This window comes from Pseudomonas sp., from assembly GCF_030690725.1.
GTDB lineage: Bacteria > Pseudomonadota > Gammaproteobacteria > Pseudomonadales > Pseudomonadaceae > Aquipseudomonas.
This window is the reverse complement of sequence record NZ_JAUYGD010000068.1, coordinates 126175-143015: the sequence shown is the minus strand read 5'-3', so window position 1 is coordinate 143015 and position 16841 is coordinate 126175. Positions and strand designations below refer to the sequence as shown.

General features: G+C 58.9%; 15 protein-coding genes. 9 read left to right on the top strand and 6 right to left on the bottom strand.

Annotation, left to right across the window (positions count from 1 at the left end):
* The first annotated feature begins 10 nt into the window (after positions 1–10).
* The gene (locus Q8O69_RS18080; protein WP_305593592.1) at positions 11–1342 is read left to right on the top strand and encodes an MFS transporter; all 1332 of its coding nucleotides are present in this window, start codon (positions 11–13) and stop codon (positions 1340–1342) included.
* A 320-nt stretch (positions 1343–1662) separates the two neighbouring features.
* Here Q8O69_RS18080 and Q8O69_RS18075 read toward each other — a convergent pair whose 3' ends face one another.
* Positions 1663–2943: a uracil-xanthine permease family protein gene (locus Q8O69_RS18075; protein WP_305593591.1), complete on the bottom strand. Its 1281-nt coding sequence runs from the start codon at positions 2941–2943 to the stop codon at positions 1663–1665.
* Positions 2944–2945: 2 nt separating this feature from the next.
* Entirely contained in the window at positions 2946–3584 is a 639-nt protein-coding gene (gene upp, locus Q8O69_RS18070) for a uracil phosphoribosyltransferase (RefSeq protein WP_304866451.1), read from the bottom strand.
* A gap of 245 nt (positions 3585–3829) precedes the next feature.
* Between upp and Q8O69_RS18065 the strand changes: the two genes are divergently transcribed.
* Positions 3830–4387: a hypoxanthine-guanine phosphoribosyltransferase gene (locus tag Q8O69_RS18065; protein ID WP_305593590.1), complete on the top strand. Its 558-nt coding sequence runs from the start codon at positions 3830–3832 to the stop codon at positions 4385–4387.
* A 209-nt stretch (positions 4388–4596) separates the two neighbouring features.
* On the opposite strand, the gene dauA is transcribed toward Q8O69_RS18065, so the two are convergent.
* Positions 4597–6339 carry a C4-dicarboxylic acid transporter DauA gene (gene dauA / locus Q8O69_RS18060; protein ID WP_305593589.1) on the bottom strand — a complete coding sequence of 581 codons (1743 nt, stop codon included), beginning with the start codon at positions 6337–6339 and terminating at the stop codon, positions 4597–4599.
* Positions 6340–6522: 183 nt separating this feature from the next.
* On the opposite strand from dauA, the gene Q8O69_RS18055 reads away from it, so the two are divergent.
* From Q8O69_RS18055 to Q8O69_RS18025, 7 genes are all read left to right on the top strand, one after another.
* The gene (locus Q8O69_RS18055) at positions 6523–6810 is read left to right on the top strand and encodes a PA4642 family protein (RefSeq protein WP_160088297.1); all 288 of its coding nucleotides are present in this window, start codon (positions 6523–6525) and stop codon (positions 6808–6810) included.
* 165 nt (positions 6811–6975) lie between these two features.
* Positions 6976–7569: a TetR/AcrR family transcriptional regulator gene (locus Q8O69_RS18050; protein WP_305593588.1), complete on the top strand. Its 594-nt coding sequence runs from the start codon at positions 6976–6978 to the stop codon at positions 7567–7569.
* A gap of 52 nt (positions 7570–7621) precedes the next feature.
* On the top strand, positions 7622–8731 hold the full coding sequence (locus Q8O69_RS18045) for an NADH:flavin oxidoreductase (RefSeq protein WP_305593587.1): 1110 nt from the start codon (positions 7622–7624) through the stop codon (positions 8729–8731).
* A gap of 231 nt (positions 8732–8962) precedes the next feature.
* On the top strand, positions 8963–9910 hold the full coding sequence (locus Q8O69_RS18040; protein ID WP_305593586.1) for an alpha/beta fold hydrolase: 948 nt from the start codon (positions 8963–8965) through the stop codon (positions 9908–9910).
* Between the two features lie 166 nt (positions 9911–10076).
* The gene (locus Q8O69_RS18035; protein WP_275963403.1) at positions 10077–10583 is read left to right on the top strand and encodes a TRAP transporter small permease subunit; all 507 of its coding nucleotides are present in this window, start codon (positions 10077–10079) and stop codon (positions 10581–10583) included.
* Positions 10583–11908: a TRAP transporter large permease subunit gene (locus tag Q8O69_RS18030; protein WP_305593585.1), complete on the top strand. Its 1326-nt coding sequence runs from the start codon at positions 10583–10585 to the stop codon at positions 11906–11908. Before Q8O69_RS18035 ends, Q8O69_RS18030 begins: the two co-directional genes overlap by 1 nt.
* 224 nt (positions 11909–12132) lie before the next feature.
* The gene (locus Q8O69_RS18025) at positions 12133–13182 is read left to right on the top strand and encodes a TRAP transporter substrate-binding protein (protein ID WP_305593584.1); all 1050 of its coding nucleotides are present in this window, start codon (positions 12133–12135) and stop codon (positions 13180–13182) included.
* Positions 13183–13304: 122 nt separating this feature from the next.
* Here the strand turns inward: Q8O69_RS18025 and Q8O69_RS18020 are convergent, their stop codons facing one another.
* From Q8O69_RS18020 to Q8O69_RS18010, 3 genes are read right to left on the bottom strand one after another with little or no spacing between them, the layout of a single operon-like run.
* A complete protein-coding gene (locus tag Q8O69_RS18020; protein ID WP_305593583.1) occupies positions 13305–14747 on the bottom strand; it encodes a hypothetical protein in 1443 nt (480 codons plus the stop codon).
* A 4-nt stretch (positions 14748–14751) separates the two neighbouring features.
* A complete protein-coding gene (locus Q8O69_RS18015) occupies positions 14752–15996 on the bottom strand; it encodes an AAA family ATPase (RefSeq protein ID WP_305593582.1) in 1245 nt (414 codons plus the stop codon).
* 11 nt (positions 15997–16007) lie between these two features.
* The gene (locus Q8O69_RS18010) at positions 16008–16625 is read right to left on the bottom strand and encodes a hypothetical protein (RefSeq protein WP_305593581.1); all 618 of its coding nucleotides are present in this window, start codon (positions 16623–16625) and stop codon (positions 16008–16010) included.
* Positions 16626–16841: the final 216 nt, after the last annotated feature.

Here is a 16841-nt window from a genome sequence, read left to right as displayed (position 1 = left end):
GAGACTGCCAGTGCCCAACAACAATAACGGCTATCCCTCTGCTACCCGCGCCTGGGTAACTGTCGCCATCCTGATGGTGGCGTACGTGCTGTCGTTTATCGACCGGCAGATTCTTAATCTGCTGGTTGGCCCGATCCGCCGTGATCTGATGATCAGTGACACGCAGATGAGCCTGTTGATGGGGTTGTCCTTTGCGCTGTTCTACACCGTATGCGGCATCCCCCTAGGCCGACTGGCCGATACCAAGAGCCGCCGTGGGCTGATCGCCATCGGCGTGCTGTTCTGGAGTGCGGCCACCGCGGCCTGCGGCATGGCCAAGCTGTACTGGCAATTTCTGCTCTGCCGCATCGGCGTTGGCGTGGGCGAGGCGGCGCTGTCGCCGGCGGCCTATTCGCTGATTGCCGACAGCTTCCCGGCCGAGCGCCGCGCCACCGCGATCAGCGTTTATTCCATGGGGGTTTACCTCGGCTCCGGCCTGGCTTTTCTGCTCGGCGGTCTGGTGATTCAGTTCGCCTCGGCCCAGGGCGATGTGACGCTGCCGGTGTTTGGCGAAGTGCGGCCTTGGCAGCTGATCTTTCTGATTCTTGGTGCAGCAGGGATTCTCTTTACCCTGCTCCTGCTGGTGGTCAAGGAGCCCGTGCGGCGCGGCGTTGGTGCCGGTATCGCGGTGCCGCTGGCGGATGTTGGCCGTTATATCCGCGCCAACCGGCGTACCGTGCTGTGCCATAACTTCGGTTTTGCCGGCCTGGCGTTTGCCGGTTACGGCAGTGCGGCCTGGATTCCGACCTTCTTTATCCGCACCTACGGTTGGGATGCCGGCCAGGTCGGCATCGTTTACGGCAGTATTGTTGCGGTATTTGGTTGTCTGGGTATCGTCTTTGGCGGCCGTTTGGCCGACTGGATGGCCAAGCGCGGCAGCAGCGACGCCAATATGCGCGTCGGTCTGTATGCGGCCATTGGTGCGGTGCCTTTTGTGCTGGCCTTTCCACTGATGGAAACTGCGCTGTGGGCGGCAGTCCTCACCGCACCGGCGGTATTTTTCCTGAGCATGCCGTTTGGCGTCGCGCCGGCGGCGATTCAGGAAATCATGCCCAACTCGATGCGCGGCCAGGCCTCGGCGATTTATCTGTTTGTGATTACCCTGATCGGCCTGGGTATAGGCCCGACGGCGGTGGCCTTGGTGACTGACTACGTGTTTGCCGATGACAATGCGCTGCGTTATTCGCTGCTGATTGTTACCTCGCTGGCGGTATTCAGCTCCATCGTGCTGCTGAGCATGAGCCTCAAGCCTTACCGCGAGAGTGTGGTGCGGTTGCAGCAGTGGTCGGCTAATCCGGCCTGAGTCGGGCTAGCAATCGCGTAATACTGTTCATTTAAGGAAAATGCCGCTTCCCTGTTACAGGCAAGCGGCATTCTTTTGCGCTTAGATCCATGGATGGGTCACCACCCATCCTACGTCCCTGTTCATACAGCTTGAGCCTGGCGCGAACAGTCCCCTCGCCCCTCCGGGGAGAGGGTTAGGGAGAGGGGATAACTGGAAGTTTTGCGGTGTTTCCGACCCTCTCCCCCAGCCCCTCTCCCATAAATGGGAGAGGGGTTAAATCGCGTGCGACCTTAACTGAACAGCACAACGCATCTGCGGGGCTTTTCAGTGGGCGCGATTTACAAATCCGGCTCTTCCAGCACGGTCTTGCTGCGCCAGCCTTGGCCACCCGGCAACACCAGGTTAAGTACCAGGGCGCAGATGGCGCACAGGGAAATGCCGGACAAGGCGAAGTCACTGTTGCCAATCACCATGCCGCCGATGCCAAACACCAGGGTCACCGACACGATGATCAGATTACGCGCCTCGGACAGGTCGACCTGATGGCGGATCAGGGTATTCAGACCCACCACTGCGATGGAGCCGAACAGCAGGCAGAGAATGCCGCCCATGACCGGTACTGGGATGCTCTGCAATGCAGTGCCGAACTTGCCGACAAAGGCCAGGCCGATGGCGAAGCAGGCTGCCCAGGTCATGATCTTCGGGTTGTAGTTCTTGGTCAGCATCACCGCGCCAGTGACTTCCGCATAGGTGGTGTTGGGCGGGCCGCCGAACAGGCCGGCGGCTGAGGTGGCCAGACCGTCGCCCAGCAGGGTGCGGTGCAGGCCAGGCTTCTTGATAAAGTTCTTGCCGGTCACGCTGCCGATCGCTACCACGCCACCAATGTGCTCAATAGCCGGAGCCAACGCGACCGGGACGATGTAGAGAATCGCGCCCCAATGCAGCTCGGGTGTCACGAACGCAGGAATCGCCAGCCAGGGTGCGGCCGCGACATTGCTGGTGTCGATCACCCCGCAGAACGCAGCGACGATGCAGCCAACGATAATCCCCGCGAGGATCGGCACCAGGCGTAGCAGACCTCGACCCATGGCGGCGACCAGCACGGTAGTGACCAGCGCTGACATGGAAATCAACATCGCGGTTTCATACGGCACCAGCTGCGCGCTGCCATCACCGGCCTTGCCCATGGCCATGTTCACCGCCACTGGCGACAGCGCCAGGCCGATGGAAATGATCACCGGGGCAATCACCACGGGCGGCAGTAGGCGGTCGATAAAGCCCGCACCTTTAACCCGCACCACGGCGCTGAGCAAGATATACACCAGGCCCGAGGCGACGATGCCGCCGAGCACGGCCGGCAGGCCGAACTCACCTTTGGCGGCGAGAATCGGCGCGATAAAGGCAAAGCTGGAGGCGAGAAATACTGGCACCTGGCGACCGGTGACCAGTTGGAACAGCAGTGTGCCGATACCGGCGGTGAACAGCGCGACGTTGGGGTCCATGCCGGTGATCAGCGGCATCAACACCAGGGCGCCGAAGGCCACAAACAGCATCTGCGCGCCGGAAATGCCCTGGCGCCAGAGTGGGTCGTTGTATTCGTCCTGCATATGATCCTGCATGGTCAGGCGTCCTTCTGCTTGGTACCGAAGATCTTGTCGCCGGCATCACCGAGGCCGGGAATGATGTAGCCGTGTTCGTTCAGGCGCTCGTCGATGGAGGCGGTGAAGATCAGCACATCCGGGTGCGCGTCGTTGACCACCTTGATCCCTTCCGGGGCGGCGACCAGCACCATGGCGCGAATATCCTTGCAGCCGGCTTTTTTCAGCAGGTCGATGGTGGCGACCATCGAACCGCCGGTGGCGAGCATCGGGTCGATGATCATCGCCAGACGCTCGTCGATTTCCGGCACCAGCTTTTCCAAGTAGGTGTGTGCCTGCAGCGTTTCCTCATTGCGCGCGACGCCCACGGCGCTGACTTTGGCCCCGGGAATCAGGCTGAGTACGCCTTCAAGCATGCCAATGCCGGCACGCAGGATCGGCACTACGGTGATTTTCTTGCCGGAGATTTTCTCCACCTGCACGGTGCCGCACCAGCCTTCGATCTCGCAGTTTTCCAGCGGCAGATCCTTGGTTGCCTCGTAGGTCAGCAGCGCGCCGACTTCCTGGGCCAGCTCGCGAAAGTTCTTCGTGCTGATATCGGCGCGGCGCATCAGGCCGAGTTTGTGGCGGATCAGCGGGTGGCGGATCTCGAGGATGGGCATGGCGGGGTCTCCGGCAGGACGGGCGAAAAATTGCGTTAGATTAAAGCATTGGCTATGCCAAGTGCTGCCTCGGGCTCGGGTGAAATCAGCAATTAGCGTCTAAATTTCGCCTGTTGGCGACAAATTGCCCTGTTTGTCTGGCAACCCTTGCTCTGCTCTACGCAGATGGGTACCTTTGCCGGCTTTTATTTTGACGCATTGATCAGCTTTCTGGTCTGGCCGTCCCGCTCCCAAGAGGAAACAGCATGTCCGTCGATCTCGCGCATATTCGCCAAGTTATGGCCGAAGCCGATTGCCTGCACAGCAATGCCGAGGTCGAGATGGCTATCGACGCCATGGCGGCAGCCATCAACAACGAGATGGCCGACAGCAATCCCGTGGTGTTCTGCGTGATGAACGGCGGGCTGATCTTCTCCGGCAAGCTGCTGCCCAAGCTCAGCTTTCCGCTGGAGTTGTCCTACCTACACGCCACCCGCTACCGCAATGAAACCAGCGGCGGCGAGCTGTTCTGGAAGGCCAAGCCGGAAATCTCCTTTATCGACCGCGACGTGCTGATCATCGACGACATCCTCGATGAAGGGCACACCCTCGGTGCAATCATCGATTTCTGCCGGCATGCCGGTGCCAAAAACGTGCGCATCGCCGTGCTGGTAGACAAGACCCACGACCGCAAGGCACGCCCCGACCTCAAGGCGGATTACGTCGGCATGTCCTGCGTTGATCGCTACGTGTTTGGCTACGGCATGGATTACAAGGGCTACTGGCGCAATGCGCCGGGCATCTACGCGGTTAAAGGGCTGTAAGCACCGCCTTTGTAGGGTGGAAAACCGCGAAGTGTTTCCACCAATAAGGTCCACGGTGGATAAGCAGCACGTTATCTCCCTACGTTGTTGCAATAGCCGGCCTTGGTAGCCCGGATAAGCCTTGGCGCAATCCGGGATGGAGTTGCCCCCGGATTGCGCTGCGCTTATCCGGGCTACGAAATCGCAGGCCTTGCGAGTAAGCATGGGCTCTACGCCATCGCTGATTCCCCATCGGCCATGGGCGCCAGCCAGCGCAAGGCCTTTTCCCTGGCCTGGGCCAGGTCACGCACATAGGCCAGCTGTCCTTCCACTCGCACTATCCCAGCGCGGCGCAATTGCAGGCGCACCTGGGCCGTCGGCCCGCTCAATATCAGTCCGACCTGTTGTTCACGGTAGTCGCGCAGTACGTTGTCCAGCGCGGCGATGGCGGTCATATCCAGCAGCGGCACCGCGCTGATATCGACGATCACCACCTTCACTCCTGGGGTAAAGCGCCGCAGCACGCTCAGAGCTTTTTCCGCTGCGCCGAAGAACAGCGGCCCGCGAATGGCGTAGGCCAGTACGTGTTCGGGCAGGTCATTAAGCGCCTGGTGAAAGTGCTTGGGCAGCGCTTCGGTGTCGGTCAGGTCACTCATGCGCTTGATAAACAGCCCGGCAGCCAGCAGCAGGCCGACGCCCACGGCCAGCACCATATCGAACAGCACGGTAAGAATCAGGCAGGTCAGCAGCACCAGTACATCACTGCGCGGGGCGATGCGCAGGGTATGCCTTACATGCCGCGGCTCGCTCATGTTCCACGCCACCACCAGCAGCAAGGCCGCCAGCGCCGCCATCGGCAGGTAGCTGAACAGGGGCGCGAGAAACAGAATGGCGATCAGCACCACACCGGCATGGGCAATCGCGGCCAGTGGCGAGTAAGCCCCGGCGCGCACGTTGGCGGCGCTACGGGCAATCGCAGCGGTGGCGGTGATGCCTCCGAACAGCGGCGCAACCAGATTGCCGATGCCCTGGCCGATCAGCTCGCCATTGGGGTCGTGCTTGCTGCCGGTCATGCCGTCTGCGACCACCGCGCAGAGCAGCGACTCGATGGCCCCGAGCATGGCAATGGCAAAGGCCGGGGCCAGCAGTTGGCGAAACAGCTCAAAGCTCATCACCAGCGGCTGGCCATCCGCGCCCGGTAACTGCCAGGGCCAGACAAAGCTCGGCAGAAACGGTGGAATCCCTGGGTACTCGATGCCATCGAGGCTGTAGCTGAAGCGCTCGCCAATAGTCGCCACGGGAATCTGCAGGCTTTCCAGCAGCAGCCCGAGCAGCGCGCCGACCGTCAGCGCCACCAGATGCCCGGGTACTTTCGGCACCCAGCGCGGCCAGATCAGCAACGTCGCCAGGCACACCAGCGCCACCAGGCAGTCGCCCAGTTGCAGGCTGGGCAGGGCGTGTAGCAGGCCATTGAGTTGTTCGATGTAGTTGTGCGGCTCGCTGATCAGGCGCAGGCCCAGCAGATCCTTGATCTGTAGGGTGGCGATGACGATGCCGATACCGGCGGTAAAGCCCAGCGTCACCGGGTAGGGGATAAATTCGATCAGCCGCCCGGCGCGCATCAGCCCTAGGGCAATCAGGATCACCCCGGCCATTAGGGTGCACAGCAGCAGGCCGCCGAGGCCGAATTGCTGGGTGATTGGCAGCAGAATCACCACAAAGGCGGCGGTCGGCCCGGAAACATTAAAGCGCGAGCCGCCAAACAGGGCGATCAACGTGCCGGCCACCAGCACCGTATACAGGCCGTGCTGCGGCGCCACGCCGACGGCAATCGCCAGGGCCATGGCCAGCGGAATGGCGATGATGCCCACCGTGACCCCGGCGCTCAGGTCGCTGCGCAGGTTTTTCCAGCCGTAGCCGGTGCGCAATGTCTGGCGCCAGGCGGAGAACAGCGGCGGTAAGGGCAGCGACATAATGACTCCCAGGTGGCTGGGCGCAGTATAAGGGCGGGGCGCGGCGGGCTGTATTGACCTAAGTCGGCTGTGCGCCAGCTTCGTCGCGTGCTAAACCGTGTGGTTGGCCGGCATCCGTTGAGCCGTTGCCCACCCCGGAGGTACACTGCCGGCCCCGTGTGGCCTGGTTAGCTGGAGTGAACGATGCGTAAAGACAAGAAACAGGTGATTGGCGAAGAGATTGGTGACGAGCCGATCAAGCTGTTCCTCAGCGTAGAACCGGCCGATGCCACGCCGCCGTCGCTGCACAAGCTGGTCAAGGCCTACCGTGGCCTGCGTATCGATGACTTCGAGCGCTTTGTCGGCTTCTTCGTTGCCGCCGGCTACGACCTGAACGCCAAGGACGCCCAGGGCAATGACTTTATCGCGCTGATCCAGGATCAACGCTTTGCCGAACCCTACATCGACGTGATCAAAGCCGCTCGCGGCTAAACGCCGAGTCAGCGCGTGCAGCGCTGATTAAGGCTCACGCCTGCCCACAAAGCCGCGACCTGTTCGCGGCTTTGTCGTTTCTAAAACCCGCTCTGCTTCTTACCGATAATCACGCAAATCAATAGTGCTGGGCGAAGCGAGACGACCGGTCATATTCTTGCCGGTATGAACTCCAGCATCCGACTCGACAAGCGTGACCTGATCCTCGCCAAAGGCGCCGAGGTGATGACCCGTCGTGGTTATCACGGCGCCGGCGTGCAGGAAATCGTGCAGGCGGCGGGGGTGCCGAAAGGCTCCTTCTACCACTACTTCGCCAGCAAAGAAGACTTTGCCCTGCAGGCCCTGCAGCAGGTTTATCAGCCACGCCTGGCGCGTTATGCCGAAGCCCTGAGCAATCCGGCGCTGAGCCCGCGTGAACGCATCCTCGGTTATTACGCCGAATTGGTGGAGCACTTCGCTCGCCAGGAGCGTCTGGAATACCACTGCTTTATTGGCAGCCTGAGCTTCGAGATGGCCGAGCTGTCGCCGACGCTGGGCGCGCAGGTCGATGCGATTCTGCAGGCCTCGGCGGACACCCTGCAGGCCTGTCTGGAACAGGCGCAGACCGCTGGTGAGCTGCCTGTCGATGAAGATTGCCGCAACCTGGCGAGCTTTATCGCCAATGCCTGGCAAGGCGCGCTGACCCGGCTCAAGGTGGCCAACAACACCCGCGCCCTGACTGACTTTATCCAACGCCTGCAGCTGCTGTTGCAGGCTTGATCACAAGCCCCTTTAACCAGTTGCGGCGCTCTGGCCGCCCCGAGGAATGATGATGACCGATCCCGTTAAAGCGCTGTTCCAACCCTTTACCCTGGGCAACCTGGAGCTGCCGACCCGTGTGGTCATGGCGCCGATGACCCGTTCCTTCTCCCCGGGTGGCGTACCGAACAGCAAGGTCATCGAGTACTACCGTCGCCGCGCCGCTGGCGGTGTTGGCCTGATCGTCACCGAAGGCACCACCGTTGGCCACAAGGCTGCCAATGGTTACCCGAACGTGCCACGTTTCTATGGTGAAGACGCCCTGGCTGGCTGGAAAAAAGTGGTCGAGGCCGTGCACGCCGAAGGCGGCAAGATCGTTCCTCAGCTGTGGCACGTGGGCAATGTGCGCAAGCTGGGCACCGAGCCGGACGCCAGCGTCCCAGGCTACGGCCCGAGCGAGAAAATCAAGGAAGGTAACGTGGTTGTGCACGGCATGACCCAGGACGACATCAAGGAAGTGATCGCCGCTTTCGCCCAAGCCGCTAAAGATGCCAAAGCCATCGGCATGGACGGCGTGGAAATCCACGGTGCCCACGGCTATCTGGTCGACCAGTTCTTCTGGGCCGGCAGCAACCAGCGCACCGACGAATACGGCGGTGACCTGGCGCAGCGCTCGCGCTTTGCCATTGAGCTGATCCAGGCCGTGCGCGCCGCAGTGGGCCCGGAATTCCCGATCATCTTCCGCTTCTCGCAGTGGAAGCAGCAGGACTACACCGCACGCCTGGTGCAAACCCCGGAAGAGCTGGGAGCCTTCCTCAAACCGCTGGCCGATGCCGGCGTGGATATCTTCCACTGCTCGACGCGCCGCTTCTGGGAGCCAGAGTTCGACGGCTCCGAGCTGAACCTGGCGGGCTGGACGCGCAAGCTGACCGGCAAGCCAACCATTACCGTGGGCAGCGTCGGCCTGGATGGCGAGTTCCTCCAGTTTATGGTCAACACCGACAAGGTGGCTCAGCCAGCCAGCCTGGAAAACCTGCTGGAGCGCCTGAACAAGCAGGAGTTCGACTTGGTTGCCGTAGGTCGCGCACTGCTGGTCGACCCGGATTGGGCGGTAAAAGTACGCGATGGTCGCGAGCAGGACATTCTGCCCTTTAGTCGTGATGCGTTGACCAGCCTGGTCTAAATACCCGTTTTATCGTGTGCGCCGCAAAACGGCGCAACACTCCTCAAGCCCCGGCACATCGGGGCTTTTTTTCGTCTGCATATTGAGGGAGCTGGGGGCGCCTAGTTCCATGGCCGCGAAGCCCTTATCGCGGCCATGGGCCGCTCCTACAACCGGGTGGTGCACGACGGACACAGGCAAGCTGCGCCTCGTTGACTAGTATTGCCAGTGCCTTGCCATCAGGTACCGACTATGAAACGTGTTGTGCAGATATCCGTATCCCTTGTTCTGCTGTTGCTGATCAGCCTGGCCGCCGCAGTGGCCTGGAACTGGGCGCCGGATCGTCCCCTGGCGGACCTCAAGCCGCGCTGGGCTTTGCCGCCATCCGAGTTTCTGGCCATCGACGGCATGCTGGTACACCTGCGTGATCAGGGCCCACGGGATGACCCCGCACCGATTGTGCTGCTGCATGGCACCTCGGCCAGCCTGCACACCTGGGAGGGTTGGGTGGCTGCACTGCAGACTAAACGCCGGGTAATCAGCCTCGATCTACCGGGCTTCGGCCTGACCGGGCCATTCCCCGATGGCGATTACCGTATGGCCCACTACAGCGCCTTCCTCGGCCATGTGCTGGACCAGTTGCAGGTGCCGCGCGCGGTGGTGGCGGGCAACAGTTTTGGTGGGCAACTGGCCTGGCAATTTGCCCTGGACCATCCGCAACGGGTCGAGCGCCTGGTGTTGGTGGATGCGGCCGGTTATCCGCGCAACGCCACGTCTATCCCCATCGGCTTTCGCCTGGCGCAGGTTCCCGCGTTGGCGCCGCTGATGGCCAACCTGCTGCCCCGGCAGATGATCGAGGCAAGCATCCGCAACGTCTACGGCGACCCTGACAAGGTCAGCGATGAACTGATTGATCGCTACTACGAGCTGACCCTGCGCGCTGGCAACCGTGAAGCCTTGCGTCAGCGTTTTATCCAGGCCGAAGCGGGGCAGAGCTACACGCGCATTGCCGAACTCAAGGTGCCGACGCTGATTATCTGGGGCGGCCGCGATGAGTTGATTCCACCGGTCAACGCCGAGCGCTTCAAGCGCGATATCAAGGGCAGCCGTCTGGTGCTGTTCGATGAGCTGGGGCATGTGCCCCAAGAAGAGGACCCCGCACGCACCGTGGCGGTGCTGATGGGCTTTCTAGAGGGCTAGCCGGGGTTTATCGCAGCTTTTTTCCCTGCACTAAGCTGCTGATATTTCGAGAGAGATTGGCCGCGTAAAAGAGCTGGCGTGCTTTGTGCTACCTCAGCTTGCGCTGATTGGCTTTGGCCAATCTTGGTCTAGGCTCTCGGAATAACAATTATTCGGCAGGTGCAGTATGCCCAAGGCCATCAGGCTGTTTGTGCACGCAGTGGAGGCGCTCAACCGCGTTGTCGGGCGTTTCGCCATGTACCTGATCTTCGCCATTCTCGGCGTGCTGCTGTACTCCTCAATCAGCAAGACCTTCTTTATGCCGGCCGCCTGGACGCTGGAATCGGCGCAGTTTCTGATGGTCGCCTACTTCCTGCTTGGTGGCGCCTATTCCATGCAGCTCGATGCCCATGTGCGCATGGACCTGTTCTACAGCCGCTGGTCGCCACGGGCCCGCGCGATCATCGATGCGATCACCATCGGCTTTCTGATTTTCTACCTGGTGTTTCTGCTCTACGGCGGTATTTCCTCGACCCAGTACGCCCTTGAGTACAACGAAACCAGCTACTCGGCCTGGTCGCCGAAAATGGCGCCGATCAAGATCATCATGTGCATCGGCATCGCCCTGATGCTGCTGCAGGCCATCGCCACCCTGTTCAAGGACATCGCCGCCGCGCGGGGGGAACCGCTGTAATGGATTACGAGCTGATAGCCCTGCTGATGTTCTCCTCGATGATGTTGCTGCTGCTTACCGGTAAACGGGTATTTGGCGCGATTGGTTTTGTCGCAGTGGCGGCAGCCCTGCTGTTGTGGGGCGATGGTGGTTCGGAAATGGCCTTCAGCGCGGCCATGAAACTGATGAAGTGGTACCCGCTGCTGACCCTGCCGCTGTTCGTATTTATGGGCTACATGCTCTCCGAATCAGGACTGGCTGAAGACCTCTACAAGATGTTCCACGTCTGGATGGGGCCGCTCAATGGTGGCCTGGCCATCGGCACCATCGGGCTGATGGTGGCGATCTCGGCGATGAATGGCCTGAGCGTGGCCGGCATGGCCATCGGCGCCAGTATTGCGCTGCCTGAATTACTGCGCCGTGGTTACGACAAGATCATGGTCACCGGGGTGATCCAGGCCGGCAGCTCCCTGGGCATTCTGATTCCGCCGAGCGTGGTGCTGGTGCTGTACGGCATGATCGCCCGCCAGCCGGTCGGCCAGCTGTGGCTGGCCGGGGTGTTTCCCGGTCTGCTGATGGCGGGGCTGTTTATCCTCTATATCGCCGTGCGTTGCCGTTTGCAGCCTGAACTGGGACCGGCTTTATCCGCGGAAGAGCGCGGGCAGATCAGCCGGCGCGAGAAACTGCTGCTGCTCAAGGCCGGCATTGCGCCGCTGTTTATCTTCTTCTGCATGACCGGCCTATTTCTCATGGGCATTACCAGCCTGGTGGAAAGCTCGGCGGTGGGCGCAGCGGCGGCCACCCTGATGGCGCTGGTCAAGGGGCGTTTGACCCGCAGCGTGATGGAAGAAACCCTGCGCAAGACCCTCGGTATCAGCTGCATGTTTATGTGGATCATCCTCGCCGCGCTGTGTTTCGGCGCGGTGTTCGACGGCCTCGGTGCGGTCAAGGCGATTGAGGCATTCTTCCTCGAAAGCCTCGGGCTGGGGCCCTGGCAGGTACTGATCCTGATGCAGCTGTCGTTCATCATCATGGGCATGTTCCTCGATGACACCGCCATGCTGGTGATTGTCGCCCCCCTCTATATTCCGCTGGTCGGTGCTCTGGGCTTCGACCTGGTCTGGTATGGCGTGCTCTACACCATCACCTGCCAGATCGCCTATATGACGCCGCCCTTCGGCTACAACCTGTTCCTGATGCGCGCCATGGCTCCGCCGGAAGTCTCGCTGCGCGACATCTATGTATCGGTTACCCCATTCGTGCTGATCATGGTTCTGGCGCTGGTGCTGGTCATGGTCTTCCCGCAGATCGCCCTGTGGTTGCCGCAGTGGCATTACGGCAGGTGAGCACATGAATTTCAGCTGTAGGCCAGCGCAGTCGTATCTGTAGAAGCCAGTGAGGATTGCTGCGGTACGTGCCGTTTATGCCGTATGCAATCCTCAAGGACTTTGTCGCAATCAGGTGCAGGTCGCCCCTCTGAAAACCCTGCCAGCGCCCCGTGGGCCTGGCAGTGCGGTTGTATGCCATCTGAATCGTCACGATCTGAATCGACACGTCTGGAGATAACAGCATGAGTACGAGACGCAGTTTTCTGAAAACCGCCGCGGTGGCCACCGGGGCAGCAGGGGCAACGGCACTGGGCCCGGCGCATATCTACGCCTCCGAGCCGAAGAAAATCGTTTGGCGCCTGCAAACCTATGCCGGCGCGGCCCTGGGCGAGCATGTGATCAAACCCTCCATCGATGCCTTCAACAAGGCTGCCAATGGCGAGATGGAAATCCAGCTGTATTACGCCGACCAACTGGTGCCCACCGGTGAGCTGTTTCGCGCCATGCAGCGCGGCACCATCGATGCGGTACAGAGCGATGACGACTCCATCGCCGCGCCCGTGGATATCTCGGTGTTCGGCGGCTACTTCCCGTTTGCCACGCGCTACAGCCTGGATATTCCAGTGCTGTTCGAGCAGTACGGGCTCAATGAAATCTGGGCCGAGGCCTATGGTGAAGTCAAAGGCGTGACCTGGCTCGGCGCCGGCGCCTGGGACCCTTGCCACTTCGCCACGGTGGAGCCGATCACCAAGCTTGAGCACCTCAAAGGCAAACGCATCTTCACCTTTCCCACGGCCGGCAAGTTTCTCACCCGCTTTGGTGTGATTCCGGTGACCCTGCCCTGGGAAGATGTTGAGGTGGCCATGCAGACCGGTGAGCTGGACGGCATTGCCTGGTCCGGCATCACCGAGGACTACACCGTCGGCTGGGCCAACGTGACCAAGTACTTCCTTACCAACAACATCTCCGGCGCCTGGTGCGGCTCCTACTTCGCCAACTCGGATAAATGGGCCGAGGTGCCCGAGCACCTGAAAACCCTGTTCAAGCGGTGCATGGACAGCTCCAACTACTATCGCCAGCACTGGTACTGGGGCGGTGAGGCGCAATTGCGAGTCGAAGGCGGCAAGCTGCAACTGACCTCCATCGCCGCCGAAGAATGGGCCACGGTGGAAGGCGAGGCGCTGAAGTTCTGGGACGAAATCGCCAAAACCAGCCCACGCTGCGCCCGTGTGGTGGAGATTTTCAAGAAGTACAACGCGCTGATGGCCAAGGCTGGCGCGCCTTATCGTTGATTGCGTCGATCCGCCTGCAAAACCACGCCCGCGCCGCAAGGTGCGGGCGTTTTGCTGTGTGTAGTGAGTGAGAACTCGTTGCGATAGCTTCCCTTTACTAAAGTGAAGCAGCCGTGAAGTTGTTAGTTGTGGCTCTCGCTGGCTAGAGCCGGTGTGTGTTGCGTAGCGCTGAAAATCTGAAACCAGTCAGCTGCCCACTCTAAGCGTTGGTTGAGAAAGTGTGCGTTCTCAGGAAAGTTATTAATCAGCGCAGGATTCCAGGGATTCATACTCCAGTCTTTGGGCGCCGAGCTCCCAAATTGTGAGTCCGGGAAGGTGTAATAAAGCGTCGTGAGCGACATGGAAGAATCAGCTTTATGGAATCCTGTACTGATCGCTGAGTCGGGTAGAGCGGTGCCTAGCTCGGCAAGGCGATTAGCAGCAAATTTAAATATTGGTTGTTGCCATGGGGTAGCGACATGACTCGACCAGTAACAAAGTTGTTGTCCGAGTGCCTGGTTTGATTGCACATGTTTTTTATAATCGGCGAGTTGGCTACATGCCTGATATTGACTGAAGCCCTGATCGTCTTTAACTCTTTGCAAGCGTATGGCCAATAGATCTGAAAGTTGGTTGTTTGTGTTGCGCGACAGTAATAGATAGTGGTCCTCACCACGTGTTGACGGGGTTTGAACATGGCCAAGTCCGTGCCATACCCCGTCGGGTAGTAGTAGTGTTGTTTGGGCAATTGTCAGGTGATTGCTAAATGTCTTGCCCTTATACTGTTCTGGCTGGTTAAGCAGGGGAGTACGTGTTGTGTCCATACGGCCGCTAGCAATAGTAAAGTGTTCGGACTTGTATGCGCCTTGAAAGGAGGTGGGCGACAAGCCTGTTAGGGTCTTGAGCTTGAACATGGCTGTTGCAAACTTAGGGTCATCTTGTTTATACGCGTAAAAATGATCCGGCTGTCTTGTGCAGTTCAGGCAGGGCGATGATTCATAGCTATGAACGTCGACAGGTATGGATTCGCTGATGCCCTCTATATCCTGGCCGTGATAACCAGCAAGAATAACCTTGCGTAGATCTGCAGCTGGTCGCGCGACTATCTTCCAGCGTACCGGTTCATATGCCATCAGAGTAAGTACTACCGGTGAGGTCGTCTGGTTTAGGTAAACCGTGATTGTTCTGATGGGGTGCTGGTCGGAGTACTTTTGATGGCATGCCATCATGGCTGTTGGGTCATCCCCGAGGGCCGTGCAGTTACTCCACCAAGGTTTTTCCCTTTCTCCATTAGGTAGGGCAGCTTCGTATACGCCAATAACATGCAGTTCGGTGTCAGACGTGAATGTGGCAGTTGGAAGATTGATCGGAGTATCGAATGCTGGGTCGAGTGGGGATTGGCGTGGTATCGCCGCCATACCGGTCCCCGGGATAGGCGCTGGTGGCGTGTACTGTGCCTGCCCTCGGCTAGGGATCTTGTGCTGCCAAGGCGCACTCAAAACAACTAGTGCTGTTGCGAGCAGGGTAAGTGATAGTGTCCAGCGCCAAGCCGGAGAGATAGACCATAAACTATTTGTGCCGCGCATAGGCTTATTCCCGAGTGGGCGGACGTGTTACTGCCTGCGCCGAAATACGCTGTTCTGAGTCTATTTGAAGCTTGATTTTCGGGTGGCCGGCCTTTTTCGCCTCGATCAAGGAGTCAGCTAATTGCTCCTCAATGGCTCTGATTAGATCGCGTGACGATCCAAGCTTACCGAGTTTCTGATAGCGAGCCATCAAGGTAAGAATAATGTCAGGGTCAATGCCTTGGTCGGCGACTTCAAGGCCATAACCGTGAATCATATCTTCGATTTCTAGGGCAGTAACTCTAGCAATGTCGAGTCCCTTGAATGGCTGGAAGACAAAGATGCGGTCGATCCGATTAAGAACCTCAGGGGCGAAGTGTGCTTCACGTAAGGTATTTACGGCTGCTTCACGCATGGCGTCTGGTTCTTGCGCGAACTGTATCGATATTTCGCTCAGGCGCTGAGTTCCAGCGTTGCTGGTAAGTATGAATATCGCAGACGCAGTAGATATCTGATTGCTATCGGAGCGCTCAGTTATGAATCCATCGTTCCAGGCTGTTAAGAATGCTTTGAGTACATCTGGATGGGCTTTTTCAATTTCATCTAGTAGTACTACTGCATTCGGGGTGTCTTGCAAGCCTGAGGTAAGTTTCCCGTAAGTGTCGGATCCGACATAACCTTTGTTCATGCCAAGTAGTTGCGAGAGTGAGTGGCTGCCTGCGGAAAATTGGGTCATGTCCAAGTGCAGCAGTGGGCGCTCCAACTCTTTGGCGAGAATTTTTGCTAGGTAGGTTTTCCCTGTGCCGGGTGGCCCAGCGAATAGGAATACTCCTACGGGTTTTCCACGCTGTGACAAGGCAAGACGACGTCGTATTTGGGCGGCTATGTCATCACAAACAGTGTTCTGGCCGATAACACGCTGTTTCAATGCCTCAGACAAACTTTTGGCGTCTATAAAGGTGGCGGTATCCTGTTTTTCAAACCCCTCTTCAACTGCTTGTTTATTAGTAAGTCTGTCCAGAATATCCATGAGGGGCCTCAGTTGCAGAAAACGTGGGAGTTCGTCGTGCGCGTGCAACCAGCCAAGTAGCAACACTAGCCAGCCTAGTATTGCCGCAGCAGCGATATACCAAGCGATACTGTGAATCGCCGTGAGCAGAGCTGCGATAAACGCAGGTTGTGGCCAGTGACTTTCAACGAACTGGAAGATCATGGTGAAAACCATGATTGCAAAAAGCAGTGGCATATACCGACTAATGGTGTTCAGCATGATAGGACCATTTAGAAGGTGACTGGCACGGTAAGTGACTGCCCTGGCTGAATTACGGGGAGGGATATAGCCGCCGCACCACTTCTGAGCCCAAGGGTGATACCGCCCCCACCGTCTGTCACCCCGACTATTTTTATCGTGGTTGTTCCATCAATAGGAACGGCAAGTCGAGCTGGGGCATTCAGCAGTGGGTAGTCGATTTGGTAGCCGGCCGACGAAATACGCACAACATCGCCATCCTGGTCAGCAAAATCCCAGAGTTCTATCCAACCTAAGCTGCTTTTTTGTGAGGTTGCAGCTGGCTGCTCGTTCAGAGCGGTTTGCAGGGCGCTACGTTGGTCTGGGCTAAGCCGCATCATATCCAGCGCGCCATCTATTTCATGTGCGGCCACTGGTGCGAGTTGAAAAGCCTGAGCACGTGAGAACTCATTGATGAGTGCGGCTTTGTCTCTTTCGGAAAGGTCATCAGCTGACGAAGGTCCCCAAAAGGCTGTCATTAGGCTGCCCGCTCCAAGGGTTAAACCAAGGAATATGGCGGCAAGCATAGTTTTGGTATTGCGCTTCTGGGAGGGAACCTTGGGTGCCATTTGATGTGTGGCGTGTTGAGGCTGCGGCTCCAAATGCTTCATGCTGAAACTCTTTTAATCCATTAAAAATTTGTGGCGGGCTTTTGCTAATAAGGCGTGGCGGACCCTTTGTACTTTTCCACGTCATGGTGCTGAGGCCCATGCCGGCGACTTTTACAGGTAAAGGATTTTTCCACAATAGCCGGCTGGGGGAATAATGATGACAGAGTGTCGCGTAACGTGATTTCAGTATTTTCTTTTTTGGGACGTGCTACGGGC